The organism is Methylorubrum podarium, from assembly GCF_040270385.1.
Taxonomy (GTDB): Bacteria; Pseudomonadota; Alphaproteobacteria; order Rhizobiales; family Beijerinckiaceae; genus Methylobacterium; species Methylobacterium podarium.
In genome coordinates this window covers 1-19,697 of sequence record NZ_JBELQE010000017.1, presented here as the reverse complement: position 1 = coordinate 19,697, position 19,697 = coordinate 1, and the positions used below count along the sequence as shown (strand labels likewise).

At 72.9% G+C, this 19,697-nt stretch carries 16 protein-coding genes; 6 read left to right on the top strand and 10 right to left on the bottom strand.

Annotated features, from left to right (window positions below):
• Nucleotides 1–56: 56 nt before the first annotated feature.
• The 9 genes from ABS772_RS02120 to ABS772_RS02080 all read right to left on the bottom strand — a co-directional run bounded on the left by ABS772_RS02120 (nt 57) and on the right by ABS772_RS02080 (nt 10,969).
• On the bottom strand, nt 57–1,055 hold the full coding sequence (locus tag ABS772_RS02120) for a trypsin-like serine peptidase (protein WP_350391891.1): 999 nt from the start codon (nt 1,053–1,055) through the stop codon (nt 57–59).
• Between the two features lie 81 nt (nt 1,056–1,136).
• Nucleotides 1,137–2,339 (bottom strand): hypothetical protein, encoded by a 1,203-nt coding sequence (locus ABS772_RS02115; RefSeq protein WP_350391890.1) that lies wholly within the window; start codon nt 2,337–2,339, stop codon nt 1,137–1,139.
• Between the two features lie 46 nt (nt 2,340–2,385).
• The gene (locus tag ABS772_RS02110; RefSeq protein WP_350391889.1) at nt 2,386–2,889 is read right to left on the bottom strand and encodes a hypothetical protein; all 504 of its coding nucleotides are present in this window, start codon (nt 2,887–2,889) and stop codon (nt 2,386–2,388) included.
• Entirely contained in the window at nt 2,886–4,277 is a 1,392-nt protein-coding gene (locus ABS772_RS02105) for a hypothetical protein (RefSeq protein ID WP_350391888.1), read from the bottom strand. Before ABS772_RS02105 ends, ABS772_RS02110 begins: the two co-directional genes overlap by 4 nt.
• Nucleotides 4,278–4,480: 203 nt before the next feature.
• Nucleotides 4,481–5,542 (bottom strand): DMP19 family protein, encoded by a 1,062-nt coding sequence (locus ABS772_RS02100; protein WP_350391886.1) that lies wholly within the window; start codon nt 5,540–5,542, stop codon nt 4,481–4,483.
• 133 nt (nt 5,543–5,675) lie between these two features.
• On the bottom strand, nt 5,676–7,097 hold the full coding sequence (locus ABS772_RS02095; RefSeq protein WP_350391885.1) for a hypothetical protein: 1,422 nt from the start codon (nt 7,095–7,097) through the stop codon (nt 5,676–5,678).
• A gap of 176 nt (nt 7,098–7,273) precedes the next feature.
• Complete coding sequence (locus ABS772_RS02090) at nt 7,274–9,364, bottom strand: caspase family protein (protein WP_350391884.1); 2,091 nt, start codon at nt 9,362–9,364, stop codon at nt 7,274–7,276.
• Nucleotides 9,365–9,617: 253 nt separating this feature from the next.
• Complete coding sequence (locus ABS772_RS02085) at nt 9,618–9,878, bottom strand: hypothetical protein (RefSeq protein WP_350391883.1); 261 nt, start codon at nt 9,876–9,878, stop codon at nt 9,618–9,620.
• A 134-nt stretch (nt 9,879–10,012) separates the two neighbouring features.
• Nucleotides 10,013–10,969 (bottom strand): GlxA family transcriptional regulator, encoded by a 957-nt coding sequence (locus ABS772_RS02080; protein WP_350391882.1) that lies wholly within the window; start codon nt 10,967–10,969, stop codon nt 10,013–10,015.
• A 140-nt stretch (nt 10,970–11,109) separates the two neighbouring features.
• Here ABS772_RS02080 and ABS772_RS02075 point away from each other — a divergent pair, with 140 nt between their 5' ends.
• On the top strand, nt 11,110–11,910 hold the full coding sequence (locus tag ABS772_RS02075) for an SDR family NAD(P)-dependent oxidoreductase (RefSeq protein ID WP_350391881.1): 801 nt from the start codon (nt 11,110–11,112) through the stop codon (nt 11,908–11,910).
• A 109-nt stretch (nt 11,911–12,019) separates the two neighbouring features.
• Here the strand turns inward: ABS772_RS02075 and ABS772_RS02070 are convergent, their stop codons facing one another.
• Nucleotides 12,020–12,898: a LysR substrate-binding domain-containing protein gene (locus ABS772_RS02070; protein WP_350391959.1), complete on the bottom strand. Its 879-nt coding sequence runs from the start codon at nt 12,896–12,898 to the stop codon at nt 12,020–12,022.
• A gap of 227 nt (nt 12,899–13,125) precedes the next feature.
• Between ABS772_RS02070 and ABS772_RS02065 the strand changes: the two genes are divergently transcribed.
• The 5 genes from ABS772_RS02065 to ABS772_RS02045 all read left to right on the top strand — a co-directional run bounded on the left by ABS772_RS02065 (nt 13,126) and on the right by ABS772_RS02045 (nt 19,098).
• The gene (locus ABS772_RS02065) at nt 13,126–14,115 is read left to right on the top strand and encodes a DMT family transporter (RefSeq protein ID WP_350391880.1); all 990 of its coding nucleotides are present in this window, start codon (nt 13,126–13,128) and stop codon (nt 14,113–14,115) included.
• A gap of 29 nt (nt 14,116–14,144) precedes the next feature.
• Complete coding sequence (locus ABS772_RS02060) at nt 14,145–15,161, top strand: zinc-binding alcohol dehydrogenase family protein (protein WP_350391879.1); 1,017 nt, start codon at nt 14,145–14,147, stop codon at nt 15,159–15,161.
• Nucleotides 15,162–15,337: 176 nt separating this feature from the next.
• Entirely contained in the window at nt 15,338–15,784 is a 447-nt protein-coding gene (locus tag ABS772_RS02055; RefSeq protein WP_350391878.1) for a (2Fe-2S)-binding protein, read from the top strand.
• Between the two features lie 11 nt (nt 15,785–15,795).
• The gene (locus ABS772_RS02050) at nt 15,796–18,054 is read left to right on the top strand and encodes a xanthine dehydrogenase family protein molybdopterin-binding subunit (RefSeq protein ID WP_350391877.1); all 2,259 of its coding nucleotides are present in this window, start codon (nt 15,796–15,798) and stop codon (nt 18,052–18,054) included.
• Nucleotides 18,055–18,084: 30 nt separating this feature from the next.
• Entirely contained in the window at nt 18,085–19,098 is a 1,014-nt protein-coding gene (locus ABS772_RS02045; protein ID WP_350391958.1) for an SLAC1 anion channel family protein, read from the top strand.
• Nucleotides 19,099–19,697: the final 599 nt, after the last annotated feature.

The window sequence follows — 19,697 nt, the reverse complement described above, 5'->3', positions numbered from 1 at the left end:
ATGACGATGCTATCATCCTAATGAAGTGCCATCATGTCGCAATCTCGCGGCCTCCGTCAGCGCCCGCGCAGGATCGCGTTCATGCTCGCAGGATCGAGCGGCCCGTCCGCGGGCGGGCCGGCGGCGGGCTTGGTGCCGGACTTGGCCGGCGCACCTCCGGCCGGCGCATCCCCGGCCGTCGCGGCCGCGGCGACCGGGCGGCCCTGGCTGGCGGCGATCTCGGCGAGGATGCGGCTGCGGCCGAGGATCGCCGAGAGCCGCGTGGCCTTGTTGAAGCTCGACGGGTCCTTCGGATCGAGGCCGCCCTCCTTGTGCAGGGCGATGCCGGCGACGGAGGCGTCGAACATCAGCGAGCCGGAGGAGCCGCCGAGCGTGTCGCAGCGGTGGCGCAGATCCGGCCCCTCGGCCTGGTCCTTCATCGCGAAGCAGCGGAAGCGGCTCATCACCTTCGGGCGCCCGAGGGGATGGTGGATCACGAGCATCGAGCGGTTGCCCGCCACGGGCTCGCCCGAGAGGCGGACGCTGCCGTAGGCCGCGGTCGGGTTCCCGGCAACGCGGGCCAGTGCGTAGTCGAGGCGGGCGTCGAATTCGACCGGCTTCGGGTCGATCTCGAAGCGGCGCGAGCCTTTGCCGTCGAGCGTCAGGTAATCCATCAGGATCGACGCCTTGACCGGGGCGAGGTCGCCCGCCTGCGGCAGGCAGTGGTGATTGGTCAGCACGTAGTCGCCGGGCAGCAGCGCCCCGGTGCAGGAGGCGCCGACCTGCTGGCCGGTGCGGCCGTTCTTCAGGACGATGTCGACGCGGCCGATCGGCCGGGCTAGGGCGGCGAGCCCGTCCTTGGGGTCGAGTTCGCCGATCGGCTCGAACGCGCCCTTGTTCTGATCGACATAGGCCGCCGCGTCGCCGGTCGTCTGGCGCAGGGGCAGCTGCGCCCGGCCGTAATCGGCGGGATCGAAGCCGACGCTCTGCGCCCGCGCGGGATCGGCCCCACAGAGGGCGAGCAGCAGGCAGGCGGCGGCCGGGGCGGGCCGGCGTCTCCGGCGAATCGGGGTCATCCTCTCCCTCCTCTCCGTCTGGGTCGTATGCCCGGCCCACACGGCTGGGTCAAAAGTCTCACGCTGCGGACTGTACGCCCATCAGCGCGTCAGGGCGTGGACGAGGCGGTCGCCCGGCGGCGCCGCGCCCGTTTCCGGAAAGGCTTTGGCCTCCGGCAGGGCCTGGACCGCGTAGACGAGGTTTTGCCGCCCGCCCTCGCGCAGGAAGAAGCCCTGCGCCCCGTCCGCGAGCCGGACCGGGGGCAAGGCGGCGGCGCGCAGTTCCGGGCCGACCTCGACCCGCAGGCCCGGCGCCGCCCCGAAGGCGAGCCCGCACAGATCGGGTGCGAGACGGGTCGAGGCGAGGCGGTCGCCGCTCTCCGCCGCGACTGGGCGGCGTTCCGGCGAGTCGGCGCCGAAGGCCACGCGGCGGCAGGAGGAGCCGGGCGGCGCCCGCAATTCCTCGACGCGGATCGCGGCCCGTTTCTCCTCCGCTGCAAGTTTCTCCGGGGCGGGTTTCTCCGGGGCGGGCGGGGCGGCCTCGGCGATGCGCGCGGGTTCGGCCGATGCGGTGCCGGCCGCCGGGTCCCTTTCCGATTCGACGACGGGCGCCTGTCGCGGCGCGAGGGCGAGGACCCCGACGAGCGCGGCCAGAACAGCCGCGGCGATGCCGGCCGGCAAGGCGAGGCGGCGCGCGGGGCGCGGCGGGGCCGGCGGAGCGATCCGTTTCGGTTGGGCCAGCGCGTCCACGGCCGCCTGGACGGTCCCGCCCGGCAGGAAGAGCGGCGCCTCGGCTCGCCCGAGGGCGCGGAAGGCCGCCTCCGCCGGCGCCCGCTCCGGCCCCTCGGGAAGCAGAACGGCGAGGGATGCGTCCGGCGCCTCGGCGAGCAGGGCGCGGGAGCGCTCGATCTTGTCGAGGAGCGCGTAGTCGCCGGGCAGTACGGTGAGATCGAGATCGACCGCCCCGGTCGCCCACAGGATCAGGTCGGCCTGTTCCGGCTCCGCGGCGAAGCGGAAACCGCGCGCGGCGAGGCCGTGGGCGAGGCAGACCGGCACCTCCCAGGATCGGCCGGCATCGAACGAGCCCGACAGGCGCAGCTCGTGCGGTCCTCCCGCGTCGCCGAGCCGGGCGACGGGACCGCCCGCTGCGCAGAGCCGGGCGTAGTCGGCTGACCAGGGCAAGGGGCGGTAATCACCGTCGGCGAAGGCGGCAGGCGCCGGCAGGCCGGGGCGGGGGATCAGCGAGCGCAGGCGGAGCGGCCCCCGCGTGGTCGGGATCACGACGAGGATCGAGAGTCCGGTCATGCCGGGCCCGTGCGCGACGCGATCCATCGGGGCACGGCCCGTCCCCTCACAGCAGGAACACCGCGCAGGCCGGGTCGCGGAGCATCCGGCCGAGCCGGTCCGCCTCCGGCACGGCCGGATCGAGGGCGAGCAGGATCGCGCCGTCGACCGGCGTGCCGAGATCGAGCCGCACCGCCTCGTCGCCGAGCCACGCCTCGATCAGCCGCGGCATCCGCGTCTCCGGCCCGCGCAGGATCAGGAGCGGGGGCGTGCCTTCCAGGATCTCCAGCTCGAACGCGCCGACCCGGCGGCGCGCCAGCGCCCCGTCCGAGGCCGCCGCGGCGAGGGGCGCGTGGGCGAGGGCCTGGGCGCCGAGCAGCGTGCGGTAGCGCCGGGCGGCCTCGGGATCGGAGCGGATCGCGCGGACCACAGCGAGATCGACCGGGGCGCCCGGTTCCCGGTTGGCGTGCGCCCAGAGGGCGGCGTGGCTCGGCCGGAGGGCGGGGGCCTGCGCCCGCATCAGGGCGCGGGCGGCGTGGATTTCGGCGAGCAGTCGGGCCTCGTCGCTCACGCCGCCGCCTCCCCGGCATAGGCCGCCGCGAAGGCGGCCGCGAAGACGGAGCGGTCCGCCGCGAAGGCCGCGTCGAGCGGGCGCTGCCGGGCCAGTGCCGCGAGCGCCCGTTCCAGCCTCTCCGCCTCGTCGGCGAGGCGCAGCAGCGCGGTCTCGGCGGCGGCAAAGCCCGCGGCCAGCGCCGCGCGGTCCTCGAAGCCGGCCCGGCGCACCCGGCGCAGATCCGCCTCCGCCGCCTCCAGGGCGGCCTGCGCCTCCGGGGTGAGCCCGTCGCGCTCGGCGATGCGCAGGGCCGCCGCGATCCGCAGCATCCGGGCGAGATGGGCCGCCAGCGCGACGGCCCGCTCGTGCAGGGCCGCGTAGCTCTCGGCTTCGGCGCAGGTCGCCCGCTCGGTGACCTCGGCCCCGCCGCCGCCCCGGCGGAGACGGTTGGCGATGCCCGATTGGACCTGCCCGAAGCTCGCGGCCCGCAGGGTCGTCAGCGGGCGGGTGCGGTGGAACGGCTCCAGGCGCAGGAAGTCGGCCAGATCCTCGCGCTCGGCGCCGGTGAGGATCTTCGGACCCTCCGGCCAGTCGGCGAGGAGGGCGGCCAGGGTCTCGGCCGGTTCGGAGGCGGCGAGATCGCCGAGCGCCGCGTCGATCCGCTCCTCCCAGCCGGCATGCGCGTCGAGCGAGACGGGGGCGGACAGTCCCTCCAGGCCGCCGACGAGATGCGCGCCGGCCTCGAAGGTCACGAAATGCTCGGCGACCGTGCGGAAGCCCGGCCGCTCGCCCGCCTCCATCTCGCTGCGCCAGAAGGCGAGGATGTCGTCGTCGGTGAAGGCTCTGCGCCCGGCCAGGAAGCCGAGGATCGCGCGGAAGCGGCGCTCCAGCGGCGCCAGCGGCAGGTGGTCGTTGCGGTAGGCGGAGAGGTGGCGGGCGAGCCGCTTGGACAGAAAGGCGGCGCCCTCCGCATCGGGCGCGGCGGCGAGATCGTCGAGCCAGCCCGTGACGGCGGCGAACTGCGCCAGATCCTCCGCCGTCAGCACGAACTCGGCGAGCGCCAGCAGCCGCGCGAGGCCGGCCCAGCTCGTGCGCCAATCCTCTCCGAGCACCGGGCCGCGGGCGTCGGCGGCGCCACTGTCGACGAAGCGCAGCTCGACGGCTCCGGCGGTGGCGAGGCCGGGATCGAGCGCCAGGGTGACGAGGTCGCGCCCGTTCCGGGCCTTCGTCGCCTTGGCCAGGGCGGCCAGCGCGTGGGCGAGGTCCCAGAGCGGCTTGTCGCGGTTCGGGCGCACGGCGCCGGTGACGACCCGGGCGAGCCAGGCGCGGTCCGCGCGGGAGAGGTCGCGGCCGTCGCAGACGGCGGCCAGATCGGCCGCGCAACGCTCGTCGTATCCGCCGGTCATGCGCCTCCCGGTGCCGGGGCCCCACGCATTCCCTTGCGCAACCCCTTGCGATTCCTCGATCCGCCGTATGGTTAGCCCGAGCCCGCCCATCCGTCACCCTCCGGTGCCGAACGAGCGCCCGGCACACCCGGCCCATGGACCGGCCAGAGCCCGATCTGGTCAGACGCGAGCGGATTCACGAGGGCGGCACCCGCGTGCCGCCGTCACTTCGGCAGGATGTCGGCCGCGCGGGCGGTGGCGATCATCGCCTCGTGCATCGCCCCGTCATCCACCTCCGCCGTCAGATCTCCGAGCCGGGTGTCGAAGGCGTCGTTCTGCGATCCCATGAAGGCCCGGCGCGCCGCGGTGTCCCGGGGATAGGGCGCGGGGAACATCGCGATCCCGCGCTCCACCGCGGCGGCGTGCTTGGGCAGGTTCATCGCCCGCAGGGCGGCGGCGACGTCGGGCGCGAGCACGCCCGAGGAATTGAAGAAGGCCTGGTGCACCGAGCCGTTCAGCATCTCCGCCTCGAAGATCCGCACGACGATGATCCGCGCATGCGCCGGCGGCAGGGCGGCGAGGCGGCCCGCGACGGCCGCGGGCGCGTCGTAGTGGTCCAGGCAGGCCCAAAGTCCGCCGGTGAGATAGGCGAGGCGGTCGTCGTCGTCCGCGCCGGATCGCAGCGGCTCGTAGAGCGCCGCGAGGTCCGGCGAGCGGGCGATCCGCGCCGCCGCCTCGTCGAGGAGGCGCGGGAGCGCGCGGAAGCGTTCCGACAGGCGGTCGAGGGCGGCGTCGAGCGCCGGGTCGCGGATCTCGCCGGAGCCGTCGCTCCAGCGGGCGTAGCGCCGGGCCTGGGTGCCGCCGAAATCCGGGCCGAACAGGGCGGCCCCCTCGCGCAGCAGCGCCGCGTGCGCGGCCAGGCCCTCGGCATCGAGCGCCTGGAGGGCGTCTTCGAGGAAGACGCTGTTGGAGAGGACGAAGAAGCCCTTCAGGCCGGTCGCGCCGCTCGTCCAGTGGTCGAGCGCGGCCAGCACCAGCACGGGCCGTTCTGCCGGCTTGAAGGTCGCCAGTCCCCGCGCGAGGGCGGCCCGCATCTCGGCCGCGCCGGCCGCATCCAGGGAGAAGCGGTCGAAGTCCCGGGACCCATCGGACTTGAAGAACAGGTCGGGCATACGAAGCGGCACCGCCCTGTTCTCGAGCGCCTTGGTCATCGGGTAGTGCCGAAGGGCTTCGAGGTCGCAGCTCGGGGCCGGCGAGCAGGCCGCGACGGTCAGCAGGCAGGCCATCGCCGGCCCGAGGCATCGCCTCGACAGGCGGGCTCGGGCTCTTCGAGACCAGCGATGCGGTACCCCCGCTTCCGTTCGCCGCTCTGCCTTCGCCGCACAGGTCATGCCGGCCCTCGCCCCGCCCGAAGCCGCCTCATCGCACCACGATCCGCGCGGTGGCCTCGGTCACGCCGGGCGTGGCGCGGATCTTGTCCAGAAGGTCGAGCACGTCGGGCGGCTGGAGCAGTTTCGCCTCGCCGTCGGCGCCCGGTGCGGCCGCGAGCCAGCGCTCCGCGAGTTCCGGCGGCAGGCCGCCCTCGACGCCGAAACAGGCGAACAGGTTCTCGAAGGGCTCGCCCGCCACGATCTCGTCGAGACCGTAGCCGCGCGGGTACCGGCGGGTGTCGCCGGGCTTGAGCGGGGCCGCCGAGGCGGCGTTGCCGCGCACCGGCAGGGCGACGAAGGCGGTCTCGTCGGGGGCGACCACCCAGCAATAGAGGGTCTGCCGGGCGCGGGCCTCGATGCGCATCTCCAGGCGCTGCCCGGCCGAGAACGGCGTGGCGGTGGCCGCGACGGTGAGGCGCCCGGCATCCGTTCGGGCGGTGGCCGCCAGATGGTCGAGGAAGGGCCGCGGGGTCGGATCGCAGCCGAGCCCCTCGATCCCGATGCGCCGCCGCCCGGTCGGGGCCAGCACCGCGCCGTCGCGCTGGAACTCCAGCTCCATGAAGGATTGCCTGCTTTGGTCGGTGAGGAAGCGCCCGCGCGCGGTGATCGGGCCGGCGCAGGCGGTGCCGGGCGGGCGGCGACGCACGTCGAGGCGCGCGCCCTTCAGGATGCGGTTGGCCGAGCGCGCCTCGGCGTCGAGGGCGATGACGAGGCGATCGGTGAGCACCCCGGCGCAGGTCGAGTGGCCGCCCTCCGCCACGAACGGGCAGACCTCGACGGTGGTCGCGTTCGGCGCGGCCCCCGCGAAGGCCTTCACCGCGCCCTCCATCACCGCATCGATGTCGGCGACGCCCGCCCCGACGCGGATCGGCACGATCACCGGCTCGCTCGTCGCCTTGCAGGCGGCGCTGCGGGTGATCGCCTGGAGCCGCAGGGCCGCGGTCTCGCCGGCCCGGCGCGGCTCCACCAGGAAGACGCTGGCATCGCCCGAGAAGGCCGCGCGGATCTGCGCCTCGGCCTCCGCTCCGGACAGTCCGGTCGTGCCCTCGCGCAGGCCCTTGATCCGCACCACGTCGGCGGCGGGTGCGAGCCGCACGCGGCCGGTGGCCTGAAGCCGGCTCTCGATGGCGAGGCGCACCTCCTCCGCCTGCTCCCGCGAGAGCGCGGTCTGGCCCGGCTCGACGCCGATCACGGCGAGCGTCAGGTCCGGCCGCCCGGCGCAGGCCGCCACCGCGTCGAGGAAGGGACTGAGCGTGGCGGTGGTCGGGTCGGCGCGGGCGGGGGAGCCGGCGATCAGGATTGAGAAGAGCAGGACCGCGGCCGCTTTCCCTCCCCCCTCCGCGGGGGAGGGTACCCTGCGAAGCAGGGGGGGAGAGGGGAACCACGCGCACGAAGGAGGCGAGGCCGGCATGGAGGGCCGAGACCCATTCTGCACCGTCGTTCCCCGCTCCCGACCCTCGCCGACGCGAGGGCCGCCCTCCCCCACCCAAGGCGGGCCTGCCCGACTTGGGCAGACGCTTGCGGATCTCGGACAGGCCCGAGATCCGTGGGGGGGAGGGGATGCGGCGCGCTGAGTCACCCCTCCGCTCATTCCGCCTCGTTCGCCCGGGCGTACTGGTCGAGGGCGCGGACGAAGACCGGGTTGAAGCGGCCGTCGAGGGCGCCCGAATAGTAATCCGCCTCCTTGACCGCGCGCTGCACGGTGCGGATCGTCTCGGGCTTCAGCTTCTGTGCCGCCGTGTCGGTGGCCGAGACCGAGGCCGCGCCGAGCTCGCCCCGCTTCAGCGCCCGCAGCACCATGTCGGAGGCGCGCACTCCGGGGAAGTAGCGGCCGAAGCCGTTGTCGATCAGCGTCGCCATCGTCGCCATGGCGACCGGATCGCCCTTGTCGGCCGCCTGCCGGAACAGGTCGAAGCCCTGGCGCAGGTCCCTCGGGAAGCCGTAGGCGCCGGTGGCGTAGTGCGGCACCAGCTTCGAGATCGAGGCGACGTCGCCGCCCGCGACCGCGCGCTTGTAGAGCGCCACCGCGCCGGCCTCGTCCTTCGGGATGCCGTTGCCGTATTCGAGCATCCGCGCGGCGTTGGCGAGCGCCACCACGTTGCCGGCCTCGCCCGCCTGCCGGTAGAGGCGGAACGCCTCGGCCTGCGCGCGCTTCACGCCCTGGCCGTTCTCGTAGAGCGTGGCGAGGTTGTTCATCGCCGAGACGCTGCCGGCCTTGGCCGCCCGGTCGTAGGCCGCGAACGCCTCCTTGTAGCGGTCGGCCCGGTCGTAGGCGCGGCCGAGCTGGTAGGAGAGGCGGCGCAGCTGCGGATAGGCGGCCGACGCCCCGCGGCAGGCCTCGATGGCGGCGGAGGCCTCGATCCGCCCGAGCTTCACCCCCGGCACGCCGTTCGGCCGGTCGGGGTCGTCGGTGCCGGCGGCGAGCTCGTCGCAGCGCATCACCCGCGGATCGCCGCTCGGATTCGAGCCGCCGAGATAGCCCTCCGCGAGGCCGCGATAGGCGCAGACCTCGCCGCAGGAATCGAGATAGGCCTGGTACTGCCGCTGTGCCCCGAACTTCGCCCAGTTCTCCTGGTCGATCGCCGCCGCGTCGCGCTTGCGGCCGGCGAGCAGCCGGTCCATCGCCTGCGAGCGGTAGCTGCAAGCCTCGCCGCAGGTGCCGACATAGGCCTCGAACGCCTCGCGGGTGCCGAGGGTCTCCGCCCGGCGCCACACCGCCTCGTCGCGGATCGCCGCGACGCCGCCGGCCACCGCCGCGACGGGGAGCGAGGCCTTCACCACGATCGGCGCGTCGTCGATCTCCGGCACCTGCTCGCGGCCCGAGGCGCGCCGCGCCGCCTCCTCGACCTCGCGGCGCAGATAGCCCTTCAACTCCGGCCACTGGATCAGCCCGTCGCCGTTGCCGGGTCCGTCCTTCGCATCGGCGAGGCCCGAGACGCCCATCAGGAAGCGGCTGGTGAGGAGGCCGAGCTTGTTCGCCTCGTCCCAGTTCGCGGGCGTCGCGCCCGAGGTGGCGACGAGGCGCGTGATTCCGGTCTCCGCCTTCGGCCGGGCCGGGGCGAAGCCGGGCGCCGAGACGGCGAGCAGGCTCTCGCCCTTGCGCCCCGTCTCGCCGGTGAAGCAGGCATCGACCATCACCACGAGCTGGCGCTCGGGCCCGATCTTGCGCTTCACGAGGTCGAGGTTGCGGTAGAGGGTCTCCAGGGAATAGCCGCTCTCGCCCTGGTTCGGGTTGCCGTCCTCCGGCAGCAGGAAGGGCTGCTTCGTCGTCAGATCCGGCACGCCGTGGCCGGAATAGTAGACGAAGACGTTCGAGCGGCCCTCGCGGGCGTTGCGCCAGAGCCGGCCCGATTGCGGGTTGCGCTCGGTGCCGAAGACTTGGTTGAACTCGTTGAGGGTCGCGTCCTTCAGGATGAAGACGTTGCTGTCGCGGTAGCCGAGGCGCTCGATCAGGTAGGCGCGGATCGCCTCCGCGTCGTTGTGGGCGTAATCGACCGGGACCGTCTGCTTGTAGCTGCGGTTGCCGATCACCACCGCGACCGAGTCGGCGTTGTCGGAGAACGGCGTCGCCTCGGGCGCGGCTCCGGCCGGCGCGGCGAGGGCGAGGCAGGCTGCCAGGAGGAGAGCGGCTGTTCGAAAGGCTCTGCGCGCGGCGATGACCGGGGCCCGTCTCGGCATGCGGTTCGTCCTCCTCTCGGTTCGCGGACCGAGGCTGTCATCCTTGGAGCGGGGCGCGTCCGCGCTCGGACGCCGCCCAGGGGTAGCCGCTCGAAGGCTGGGAAACAATGTCGCTCGACGAGGGCGCATCGGTGCCGTGCCGCCTGTCCGGCGGGGGGGCGGGCGAGGCTCAGCCCCCGGCGAAGAGCGTGAGGATGAGGCCGAGGGCGGCGAGGTGGAGCGGCGAGAGGGCGGTCAGCATCGCGTCGCCTCCCTACGGCAGGTAGAGGCCGCGGCCGCAGCGGCGCACCCGGCGGGCCTCGACGTAGCCGGTGTAGCGGTTGAACACCTCGACGGTGCGGTAGAGGCAGTACCGTCCGGAATTGCGCCCGTTGTAGTAGACGCCGCCGTTGTCGAGATCGACGCCGATGAACTCCTGGTTGCCGGTCGGCGCGGCGCCGTCCTGGGCGAAGGCGGAGGGCGCGGCGCCGAGGAGGCCGGCACCGACGAGCGCGAGGATCATCACCTTGTTCATGTCGCTTCTCCCTGATCGGGCGGTGTCCATCCGCCCTCGACGGGGGCATGGGAGCGACAGACCGGTTTTCGCGAAGCCGGCCTCAAAAAATTGCCAAAAAAAATCGCCGGTCCGGAAATCGGCGCCGCCCCGGATCACGCGGCCGAGGGTTCGGAGCCCTCGATCAGGCGCAGGCTGCGGCGCAGGCTCTGCGGCGGATGGCCGAAGGCGCGCAGGAAGGCGCGGCGCATCCGGTCGCGGTCGGCGAAGCCCGTGTCGCGGGCGACCACGTCCATGGAATGGCGCCCCTCTTCGAGCAAGGCCTTCGCCGCCTCGAGCCGCAGCCGCTCGACCGCCTTTGCCGGGGATTGCCCGGTCTCCTCACGGAAGAGCCGGCTGAACTGGCGCGGGCTGACACGGGCGGCCTCCGCCAGTTCCTCCACGGTCAGCGGATTGCGCAGGTGCTCCTTGGCGTAGAGCAGCGCGCGGCGGACCCGGTCCGAGCGCGGCTCCAGTTCGAGCAAGGCCGAGAACTGCGACTGGCCGCCGGGGCGGCGGTGATAGACCACGAGCTTGCGGGCGATGGCGCGCGACAGCTCCGTGCCGTGATCGTCCTCGATCAGCGCCAGCGTCAGGTCGATCGCCGCGCTCATCCCGGCCGAGGTCCAGATCGGGCCGTCTGAGACGAAGATGCGGTCGTCATCGACGCGGATGTGGGGATAGCGCTGCTGCAGGTCGCGGGCATGGGCCCAGTGCGTCGTCGCCACCCGGCCGTCGAGGAGCCCGGCCTCGGCCAGGGCGAAGGCGCCGGTGCAGAGGCCCGCGACCCGGCGCGCGGTCCGCCCGGCCCCGGCGATGTAGTCGCGCAGGCGCGGCGTGAGCGGGCGGGGCAGCAACTCGCCGACGACCATCAGCGTGTCGGGCGTCTCTGTCAGCGCCACGGTCTCGATGCCGATTCCGAGGGAGGAGCGGACGGTGCCGCCCCGCTCCGACATCACGACCAGGCGGTAGGCTTCGCGGCCGAGATGCACGTTGGCGAACTCGAAGGCCGACAGGGCGGCCAACCCCATCACCTGAAAGCCGTCCTCCAGAATGAATCCGACCTGCCGCATCGGACGCTCCACGTTCATGTCCTGATTTGACGTTTATACGTCATTTAAGACACGCCCGTCCAGGGATAGGGTCCTGACATCGCCAACGGCCGCACAGGCTCGGCAGATGCCGGGGCCGGCCCCAGGACAGGACGACGACCATGACCTCGACCTCCGGCACCGTGCTGATCACCGGCGCCTCCTCCGGCATCGGCGCCGTCTACGCCGACCGTTTCGCTCGCCGCGGCCACGACCTGATCCTCGTCGCCCGCAACCGGGCGCGACTCGACGCGGTGGCCGACGACCTGTCCCGCCGCCACGGCGTCGCGGTCCGCACCGTCGAGGCCGACCTGACCGAGCGCGCGGGTCTCGCCGCGGTCGAGGAGATCCTCAAGAGCGACGCGTCCATCACGCATCTCGTCAACAATGCCGGCTTCGGCAGCGCCGCGCCGCTCGCTTCCGCCCCGGTGGACGAGATGGAGCGGATGATCGCCATCAACGTTACCGCGCCGATGCGCCTGACCTACGCCGCGGTGCCGGCCTTCACCGCCCGCGGGCGGGGCACGATCATCAACATCGCCTCGATCGTCGCGATCGGACCGGAGGTGCTGAACGGGGTCTATGGCGGCTCGAAATCCTTCGTCCTCGGCTTCAGCCACTCCCTGCGCAAGGAACTCGCCGGCACCGGCGTCACCGTGCAGGTGGTGTTACCGGGCGCGACCGGCACCGAGTTCTGGGACGTGGCCGGCCTTCCGGCGAGCAACCTGCCGCAGGACTGGGTGATGTCGGCCGAGGATCTGGTGGATGCTGCGCTCGCCGGCCTCGACCGGGGCGAGTTCGCCACGATCCCCTCGTTGCAGGACGGCGCCGAGTGGGACGCCTGGGAGGCGGCGCGCCAGACGATGCTGCCGCACCTGTCGAGCGCCGTCCCGGCCGCGCGCTACCGCGCGGCGAACGCATAGGTTTCGAAAGGACGCGTCCTTTCGTGGGTCCAGGGCGAGACCCTGGAAGAATGCCGGGGCTCTGCCCCGGCACCCCGCCAAAGGGCTCGCCCTTTGGCAGCCCGGGACATCACGCGGCGAAGTCCAGCCCGTCGCGGCCAGCGAGGCTTTCGCCGAGGAAGGTAATGAGCGGCTGCACGAGGTCCGCGGCCCGCTCCTCGCCGAGGACCATGACTTCGGTCATCGGCAGAGCCGGCCAGATTTCGGGCGCGCGCAGGATCTGCATGCCCTCCTGCAGGAACGAGCGGCCGAGCAGCGTCACGCCGAGGCCCCCGGCCACCGCCGCCTGCACTCCGGTGAGGCTGCTCGCGGTGCAGGCCGCGTTCCACTCCCGCCGAACCGAGTCGAGCGCCGCGATCATCATCTCGCGGTAGCTGCAGGGCGGGGCGAGCATCACCAGCCGGGCGGGCCTGGTGAAATCCAATTCGTAATCGGCGGAGGCGAGCCACACGAGCGGCTCGCGCCAGATCACCCGGCCGCGCGGATGGACGCCGCTGCGCTTGGCGATCACCGCGTCGAGGCGATCGGCGTCGTAGGCCTCCAGCAGGGTGCAGCTCAGCCCGGTCATCAGGTCGATATGCACCCCGGGATAGAACCGGCCGAAGCGCGCGAGCAGCTTCGGCAACTGGCCGGGGATGAAATCCTCGGACACACCGAGCCGCAGAGTGCCGCTGGCCGGCGGCTCGCGCCACTCGCGCATCAGCTTGTCGTTGAACTCCAGCATCTGCCGCGCAGCGACGAGCAGGCGCTCGCCGTCCGGGGTCAGGCCGAGGCTGCGGCTGGTACGGTCGAAGACCCGCCGCCCCAGGATCTCCTCCAGCCGCAGGACCTTCTGGCTCACCGCCGATTGCGAGCGATGCACGACGTCGGCGGCGGCGGTGAAGCTGCCGGTCTCGGCTACGGCCACGAAGGCGCGGAGCAGGTCGAGTTCGAGATCGGGGTGGCGCATGGCCATTCGCCTCTTCGCTTGCGCGCCGCGGACGCCCAGAAGAGCGCGGCCGACAGCGTGTTGTCACGGCTCGGCGGCCTGCCAGCAAGCAGAAAATCTGATCGCACCGATCAGAACTATGCGTTTCCCAACTTCATCTAGGCGGCGCATCCTTGCTTTCGCCGGTCGTGATGACCGGCCGGACCGGCTTCGAGCCCGGCTCCGTTCCCCCTTCGATGAGGCCAGCCATGCCCGCCTCGACCGCCGTCGCGTCGCCGCCCGCCTGCCATGCCCTGCCGGCTCCGCCCGTGCTTCGGCGTCGCGGTGCCGCGGTAGGCTCGCCGCCGGCGCTCCTGCTCGGCGGCGCGATCCTGCTCTGGGGTGCGAACTGGCCGGTGATGAAGCTCGGCCTCGGCCACGTCTCGCCGCTCTGGTTCTCGGCCCTGCGCTTCGCCACCGGCGCCGCCTGCCTGTTCGCGTGGCAGGCCGCCCGCGGTGCGATCCGGCGGCCCCGAGGCGCGGACCTGCCCGTCATCGCCTCCATCGGCCTGCTGCAGATGATGCTGTTCACCGCGCTCGGCGCCGTGGCGATGACGCATCTGCCGGCCGGGCGCTCGGCGATCCTGAGCTACACCACGCCGATCTGGGTCGTGCCGGTGGCGGTGCTGGTCTTCGGCGAGCGGATCTCGCGCACGCAATGGGCCGGGATCGGGCTGGCGGCGCTGGGCGTGCTGACCCTGTTCAGCCCGCACGCCATCGATTGGCGGGACGGGGCCGTGCTCGGCGCCCACGCGATGCTGCTCGCAGCCTCCGCCGCCTGGGCCGCCTGCATCCTGCACCTGCGCTACGGGCGCTCGGCGGCCTCCGCGGTGGAACTCGCGCCCTGGCAGATGCTGCTGGCCGCCGCCGTGCTGCTGCCGCTCGCCCTCGCGGTCGAGGGACCGTTCACCGGCGATGGGACGGCGACGTTCTGGGCCTGCCTGATCTTCGTCGGGCCGCTCGCCACCGCCTTCGGCTTCTGTGCCGTCAACGCCGCGAGCCGGCGGGTGCCGGCGAGCCGGATGTCGACGCTGATGCTCGCGGTGCCGGTCACCGGACTCGCGATCGCGGCGGCGACGCTGCACGAGGCGCCCGGACCCGACCTCATCCTCGGCGCCCTGGCGATCGTCCTCGGCATCGCCGCCAGCGCGGTGCCCGCCCGCCTCACTCTCCCGAACCGAACGAAGGCCCGCATCTGACGCGGGTCCCGACCAGAAGGAGTCATCCCATGCGTGCCGTCGGCTTCCACAAACCCCTGCCCATCGAGGACGAGCAGGCGCTCCTCGACCTCGACTTGCCCGAGCCGGCGCCGGGGCCGCGCGACCTCCTGGTCCGGGTGCGGGCGGTCTCGGTCAATCCGGTCGACACCAAGGTCCGCAGACGCGCCGACCCGCCCGAGGGGCAGCCGCAGGTCCTGGGCTACGACGCCGCCGGCCTCGTCGAGGCCGTCGGCCCGGAGGTGACCCGATTCAAGGTCGGGGATGCGGTCTTCTACGCCGGCGCGCTGGGGCGACCCGGCACCAATGCCGAACTGCATTGCGTCGATGAGCGGATCGTCGGCCGCAAGCCCGCCGCCCTGTCCTTCCCCGAGGCCGCGGCGATGCCGCTCACCGCGATCACCGCCTGGGAGGCCTTGTTCGACCGGCTCGACATCCGCCGGCCGGTGCCCGGAGCGGCGCCCGCGCTCCTCATCGTGGGCGGAGCCGGCGGCGTCGGCTCCATCGCCGTCCAGCTCGCCCGACGGCTCACCGACCTGACCGTGATCGCCACCGCCTCGCGGCCCGAGACGGCGGCGTGGAGCCGGACGCTCGGCGCCCACCACGTCATCGATCACACCCGCCCGCTCGCGGCGGAGGTCGCGGCGCTCGGCCTCGGCGCCCCTGCCTTCGTGTTCTCGACCACCCATACCGACCGGCACCTGCCGGAGATCGGCACCCTGATCGCGCCGCAGGGCCGGTTCGCGCTGATCGACGATCCCGCGTCCCTCGACGTGCTGCCGTTCAAGCAGAAGAGCGTCTCGACGCATTGGGAGTTCATGTTCACCCGCTCGATGTTCGCCACCGCCGACATGGATGCGCAGGGCCGCCTGCTCGACGAGGTCGCGCGCCTCGTCGATGCGGGCATCCTGAAGACCACGGTGGCCGACCATTTCGGGGCGATTTCGGCCGCCAACCTCCGCCGCGCCCACGCGCTGATCGAGAGCGGGCGGGCCAGGGGCAAGATCGTGCTGGACGGCTGGGCCTGAGCGAGGGCGGCACGCGACCGCCGTTCCTGGCGCCGGTCGCGTGCCGCCCAACGGAGAAAGGCGGGGTACGCCCCCTTCGCCGGCATGTCCGAAATCGCCGCGTTTATGGCGTTGCCGCATGCCAGGCCAGCGATGACCATGCATTCGCTCAGACGAAGCCTCGGAGGCATCGATCGATGGTGAATCTCACGATCAACGGTCGGCAGCACAGTGTCGACGCCGAGCCGGACACGCCGCTCCTCTTCGTGCTGCGCGACGCGCTCGGCCTGACCGGCACGAAATACGGCTGCGGCATCGGCCAGTGCGGTGCCTGCACGGTGCTGCTCGACGGGCAGGCGGTCCGCTCCTGCCAGATGCCGGTGGAGAGCGTCGGCGCGCAGGGCGTCACCACCATCGAGGCGATCGAGGCGGATTCGGTCGGCGCCCGGGTCGTGGCGGCCTGGATCGGGATCGAGGTGCCGCAATGCGGCTACTGCCAGTCCGGCCAGGTCATGGCCGCGACCGGCCTGCTCAAGGAGACCCCGAAACCCTCCGAGGACGAGATCGCCGCCGCGATGACCAACCTGTGCCGCTGCGGCACCTACAACGCCATCGCCGCCGCCGTGCGGCAGGCCGCGGCCTGAGGGAGGCGAGGATGAACGATCTCACGCCGCTGCGTCGCCTCGGCATCGGTGCCCGGCCCGGCCCCGAGCCGGTCCGAAACCTTTCGCGCCGCGGTTTTCTCGGCATCGCCACCGGCGCGCTCCTGCTCGGCATCGACCTCCCGGGCGGGGCCGCCGCGCAGACCCGCGCGGAAGGGCCGGCGGCGGTCGCGCCGAAGCCCGGCACCCGGGTCGCCGCCTTCCTCGAGATCCGGCCGGACAGCTCCGTGCGCCTGCTCAGCCCGTTCGTGGAGGGCGGCCAGGGCATCAATACCGGGCTCGCCCAGACCATCGGCGAGGAACTCGACCTCGATCCGGCCCGGTTCGCGGTGGAATGCGCGCCGCCCGGCCCCGATTACGCCGTCGTCAACGGCCTGCGCATGACCGGCGGCAGCTTCTCGACCCGGTCGAGCTTCGAGGCGATGCGCCGGCTCGGCGCCACCGCCCGCGAGATGCTGCTGCGCGCCGCCGCCGCCAGGCTCGCCGTGCCGCAGGACAGCCTGACGACCGCGGACGGACGCGTGATCCACGCCGCCTCCGGCCGGACCCTCGGCTACGGCGAACTCGCCGAAGCCGCCCTCGCGCTCCAGCCGCGGGACGATGTCGCGCTGAAAGACGCCAAGACCTTCCGCTGGATCGGCCGGCCGGTGGCCCGGCTCGACATGCGCGACAAGGCGACCGGCCGGGCGACCTACGCCATCGACATCCGCGTCGAGGGCATGCTGCACGCGGCCGTGCAGCACGCGCCGCATCTCGGCACCGAGCCGCGGGCCATCGCCAACGAGGCGGAGGTGCGGGCGATGCCGGGCGTCCACTCGATCCACCGCCTGCCCGGCGCGGTGGCGGTGGTGGCCGATTCCTGGTGGCGCGCGTGGAAAGGCGCGGAGGCGCTGCAGGTGACCTGGACCGAGGCCGCGGCCGACGGGATCGCCACGGTCTCCCAAAGCTTTTCCTCGGCGGCGATGCTGGCGGCGCTGAAGGGCTCGACCGAGCCCGGCATTCCTGCAGAGCAGGAGGGCGACCCGGCCGCCGCCTTCGCGGGCGCCGCGCGGGTCATCGAGGCGGAGTACGACGCGCCCTATCTCGCGCATGCCCAGCTCGAACCGCCCTCGGCCGTCGCGCGCTTCACGGCGGATGGCAGCCTCGATCTCTGGCTGCCGAACCAGATGCCGGAGCTGTTCCAGCAGATCGCCGCGAAGACCGCGGGGCTGAGTCCGGAGCAGGTGCGCATCCACTCGCCGATGCTGGGCGGCTTCTTCGGGCGCCATTTCTACTACGGCCCGGCCAACCCGTTCCCGCAGGCGATCCTGCTCGCGAAGGCGACCGGCCGCCCCGTGCGGGTGCTGTGGTCGCGGGAGGAGGAGTTCGGCATGGACGCCGTGCGCCCCCTGAGCTTCGCCCGCTTCAGGGCCGCCCTCGGCGCCGACGGTCTGCCGACGGCGCTGCAGACGAGTGCCGTCGGCGAGGGCCCGATCGGCCGCTGGTTCGGCGCGCTTTTCAAGTCGCCGGTCGATTCCTCCGTGGTCGAGGGCCTCGACAAGAAGCCCTACGCCATTCCGAACCGGCGCCTCGACTACGTGAAGGTGCCCCATCCCGTGACGATCGCCTTCTGGCGCTCGGTCGGCCACTCGATGAACGACTACTTCTACGAGAGCTTCCTCGACGAGATCGCGGCGGCCGGCGGCCGGGACCCGTTCGATCTGCGCCTCGCGCTGCTGAAAGACAGCCCGCGCCACCGGACGCTGCTCCGGGCGGTCGCGGATCTCGCCGGCGGCTGGCGCCGCGGTCCGTTCGCGGCGGAGGACGGAAGCCGCCGGGCGCGCGGCGTCTCGATGGCCTCGCCCTTCGGTTCGGAGACCGCGACCATCGCCGAGGTCTCGCTGAAGGACGGCGAGGCGCGGGTGCACGATCTCTGGATCGCCATCGATCCGGGCAGCGTGGTCAACCCGGCCATCGTCAAGCGGCAGGTCGAGAGCGCGGCGGCCCTCGGCCTCTCCGCGACGCTGCTGGAGCAGGTGGTCTACGAGAACGGGCAGCGGCAGGCGAAGAATTTCGACGCCTACCCGATCCTCGACCGCGAGCGGATGCCGCGGGTCCACGTCGCCATCGTCGAGAGCGGCGCACCGATGGGCGGCATCGGCGAGCCCGGCCTGCCCGGCGTGCCGCCCGCGGTGGTCAACGCGGTCGCGGCCCTGACCGGCCGGCGCGTGCGCAGCCTCCCGCTTGCCAAGACGCATCTGTCCGGTGTCTGAGGTGGAGGGATCGGGCGGAGGAGCGGGATGATGACGACGGTCGCGGCTTCTCCGGGGGAGGCGAGGCCGGTTCGTGCCGGCCTCGCGCCGCGCTTCGAATACCTGCCGGTCGCCCTGTTCGGCGCTGTGATGGGGCTCACCGGCCTGAGCGTCGCGTGGCGTCTCGCCAGCGCGCGCTACGGCCTGCCCACCCTCGTCGCCGACGCGATCGGCTGGGGCGCGCTCCTCACCTTCCTTGTCCTGGCGCTGGCCTACGGTGCGAAGGCGGTCACCGCTTGGCCGACGGTGCTGGCCGAGTTCCGCCATCCGATCGCCGGCAACCTGTTCGGAACCGTCCTCATCAGCCTGCTGCTGCTGCCCTTCGTCCTCGGCGGCGTCAGTCCGACGCTCGCCGTGGCGGCCTGGGTCACCGGCGCGGCGGGCATGGTTGTGTTCGCCGTCCTCATCGTCAGCCGCTGGATGGGAAGCCGCCAGCAACTCGCCCACGCGACGCCCGCCTGGATGGTGCCGGTGGTCGGCCTCCTCGACATCCCGCTCGCCGCGCCCGTGCTCGGCCTGCCCCACACGCAGACCCTGGCGATGTTCGCGCTGAGCGTCGGCCTCTTCTTCGCGGTTCCGCTCTTCACCCTGGTCTTCGCCCGCCTGGTCTTCGAGGAGCCGCTGCCCGCGGGCCAGCGGCCGACGCTGATGATCTTGGTCGCGCCCTTCGCCGTCGGTTTCTCCAGCTACACCGCGACGCTCGGCCGGATCGATGCCTTCGCGGAGGCGCTGTTCCTCATCGGTCTGTTCGTCCTCGCCGTGCTCGTCGGTCGCCTGCGCGACCTGCCGCGCTGCTGCCCGTTCCGCGTGTCGTGGTGGGCCGTGAGCTTTCCCCTGGCGGCCATGGCCGGCGCTGCCCTGCGCTATGCCGGGCAAGCGGGCGCACCCGCGATCGACGCCCTGGCCCTGGGGCTGCTTGCCTTCGCCACCGTGACGATCGCGGCCCTCGCGGTCCGGACGCTCATCGGGATCGCTCGGGGGGAGCTCCGGCGACTCACGAGCTGACCGACGGCATCCGTCAGGCCGACGCGTGCCGGTCGCAAGGCGGGGGAGGGAGCCTCATCGCGATACGAGGGTACTGCCGCTGCGGAAGGGCCGCCGGATGCGTTCCGAGGCTCCGTGGCGGGCGCGATCGCGCCTTCCGCGATTTTCCGATTGACGCCCGGGCTTGAGCCCCATATACCCGCTTTCGCCGGCGGGGCGCCGCGGTCCACCACGTGGTGGGGCGGGGGTTTCTCTGGTCTTCGGGATTGTCGGTGGAGCGGAGCTGATCCGGGTGACTGGATCGGGCGATCGCTGTCCTTCCTGTTCCGGGGTGTTGGCCGTTTCCGGCGCCGTGGCGCTTGCGTGGGGCGGTTGACAGGACGGTTCGCCGGCTCTAGACGCCGCGGACCGCGAGCGGCGGGGTCGATCCCGCGCCGCGGACTTCATCGCCGAGGGTGGGCTGTGTGGGCCGGGCAACCGGGCTGTCGGCGCGTCTTCGGTGGAGGTGGCCCCTTCGGGGGCTGGCCTCGCGCTCTTTGACAAGTGAATCATCGAGAAAGAGAAACGTGGGCGGCTTGTTCATGTCCTTGCGGGTCCGAGTAATCGGACCGTGAGAGATG

Excerpts from the sequence above, each read along its gene's own strand:
- ABS772_RS02120 (WP_350391891.1), bottom strand. The coding sequence starts at position 1,055 with ATGACCCCGATTCGCCGGAGACGCCGGCCCGCCCCGGCCGCCGCCTGC.
- ABS772_RS02115 (WP_350391890.1), bottom strand. The coding sequence starts at position 2,339 with ATGACCGGACTCTCGATCCTCGTCGTGATCCCGACCACGCGGGGGCCG.
- ABS772_RS02105 (WP_350391888.1), bottom strand. The coding sequence starts at position 4,277 with ATGACCGGCGGATACGACGAGCGTTGCGCGGCCGATCTGGCCGCCGTC.
- ABS772_RS02100 (WP_350391886.1), bottom strand. The coding sequence starts at position 5,542 with ATGGCCTGCCTGCTGACCGTCGCGGCCTGCTCGCCGGCCCCGAGCTGC.
- ABS772_RS02095 (WP_350391885.1), bottom strand. The coding sequence starts at position 7,097 with ATGCCGGCCTCGCCTCCTTCGTGCGCGTGGTTCCCCTCTCCCCCCCTG.
- ABS772_RS02090 (WP_350391884.1), bottom strand. The coding sequence starts at position 9,364 with ATGCCGAGACGGGCCCCGGTCATCGCCGCGCGCAGAGCCTTTCGAACA.
- ABS772_RS02085 (WP_350391883.1), bottom strand. The coding sequence starts at position 9,878 with ATGAACAAGGTGATGATCCTCGCGCTCGTCGGTGCCGGCCTCCTCGGC.
- ABS772_RS02080 (WP_350391882.1), bottom strand. The coding sequence starts at position 10,969 with ATGCGGCAGGTCGGATTCATTCTGGAGGACGGCTTTCAGGTGATGGGG.
- ABS772_RS02075 (WP_350391881.1), top strand. The coding sequence starts at position 11,110 with ATGACCTCGACCTCCGGCACCGTGCTGATCACCGGCGCCTCCTCCGGC.
- ABS772_RS02070 (WP_350391959.1), bottom strand. The coding sequence starts at position 12,898 with ATGCGCCACCCCGATCTCGAACTCGACCTGCTCCGCGCCTTCGTGGCC.
- ABS772_RS02065 (WP_350391880.1), top strand. The coding sequence starts at position 13,126 with ATGCCCGCCTCGACCGCCGTCGCGTCGCCGCCCGCCTGCCATGCCCTG.
- ABS772_RS02060 (WP_350391879.1), top strand. The coding sequence starts at position 14,145 with ATGCGTGCCGTCGGCTTCCACAAACCCCTGCCCATCGAGGACGAGCAG.
- ABS772_RS02055 (WP_350391878.1), top strand. The coding sequence starts at position 15,338 with ATGGTGAATCTCACGATCAACGGTCGGCAGCACAGTGTCGACGCCGAG.
- ABS772_RS02050 (WP_350391877.1), top strand. The coding sequence starts at position 15,796 with ATGAACGATCTCACGCCGCTGCGTCGCCTCGGCATCGGTGCCCGGCCC.
- ABS772_RS02045 (WP_350391958.1), top strand. The coding sequence starts at position 18,085 with ATGACGACGGTCGCGGCTTCTCCGGGGGAGGCGAGGCCGGTTCGTGCC.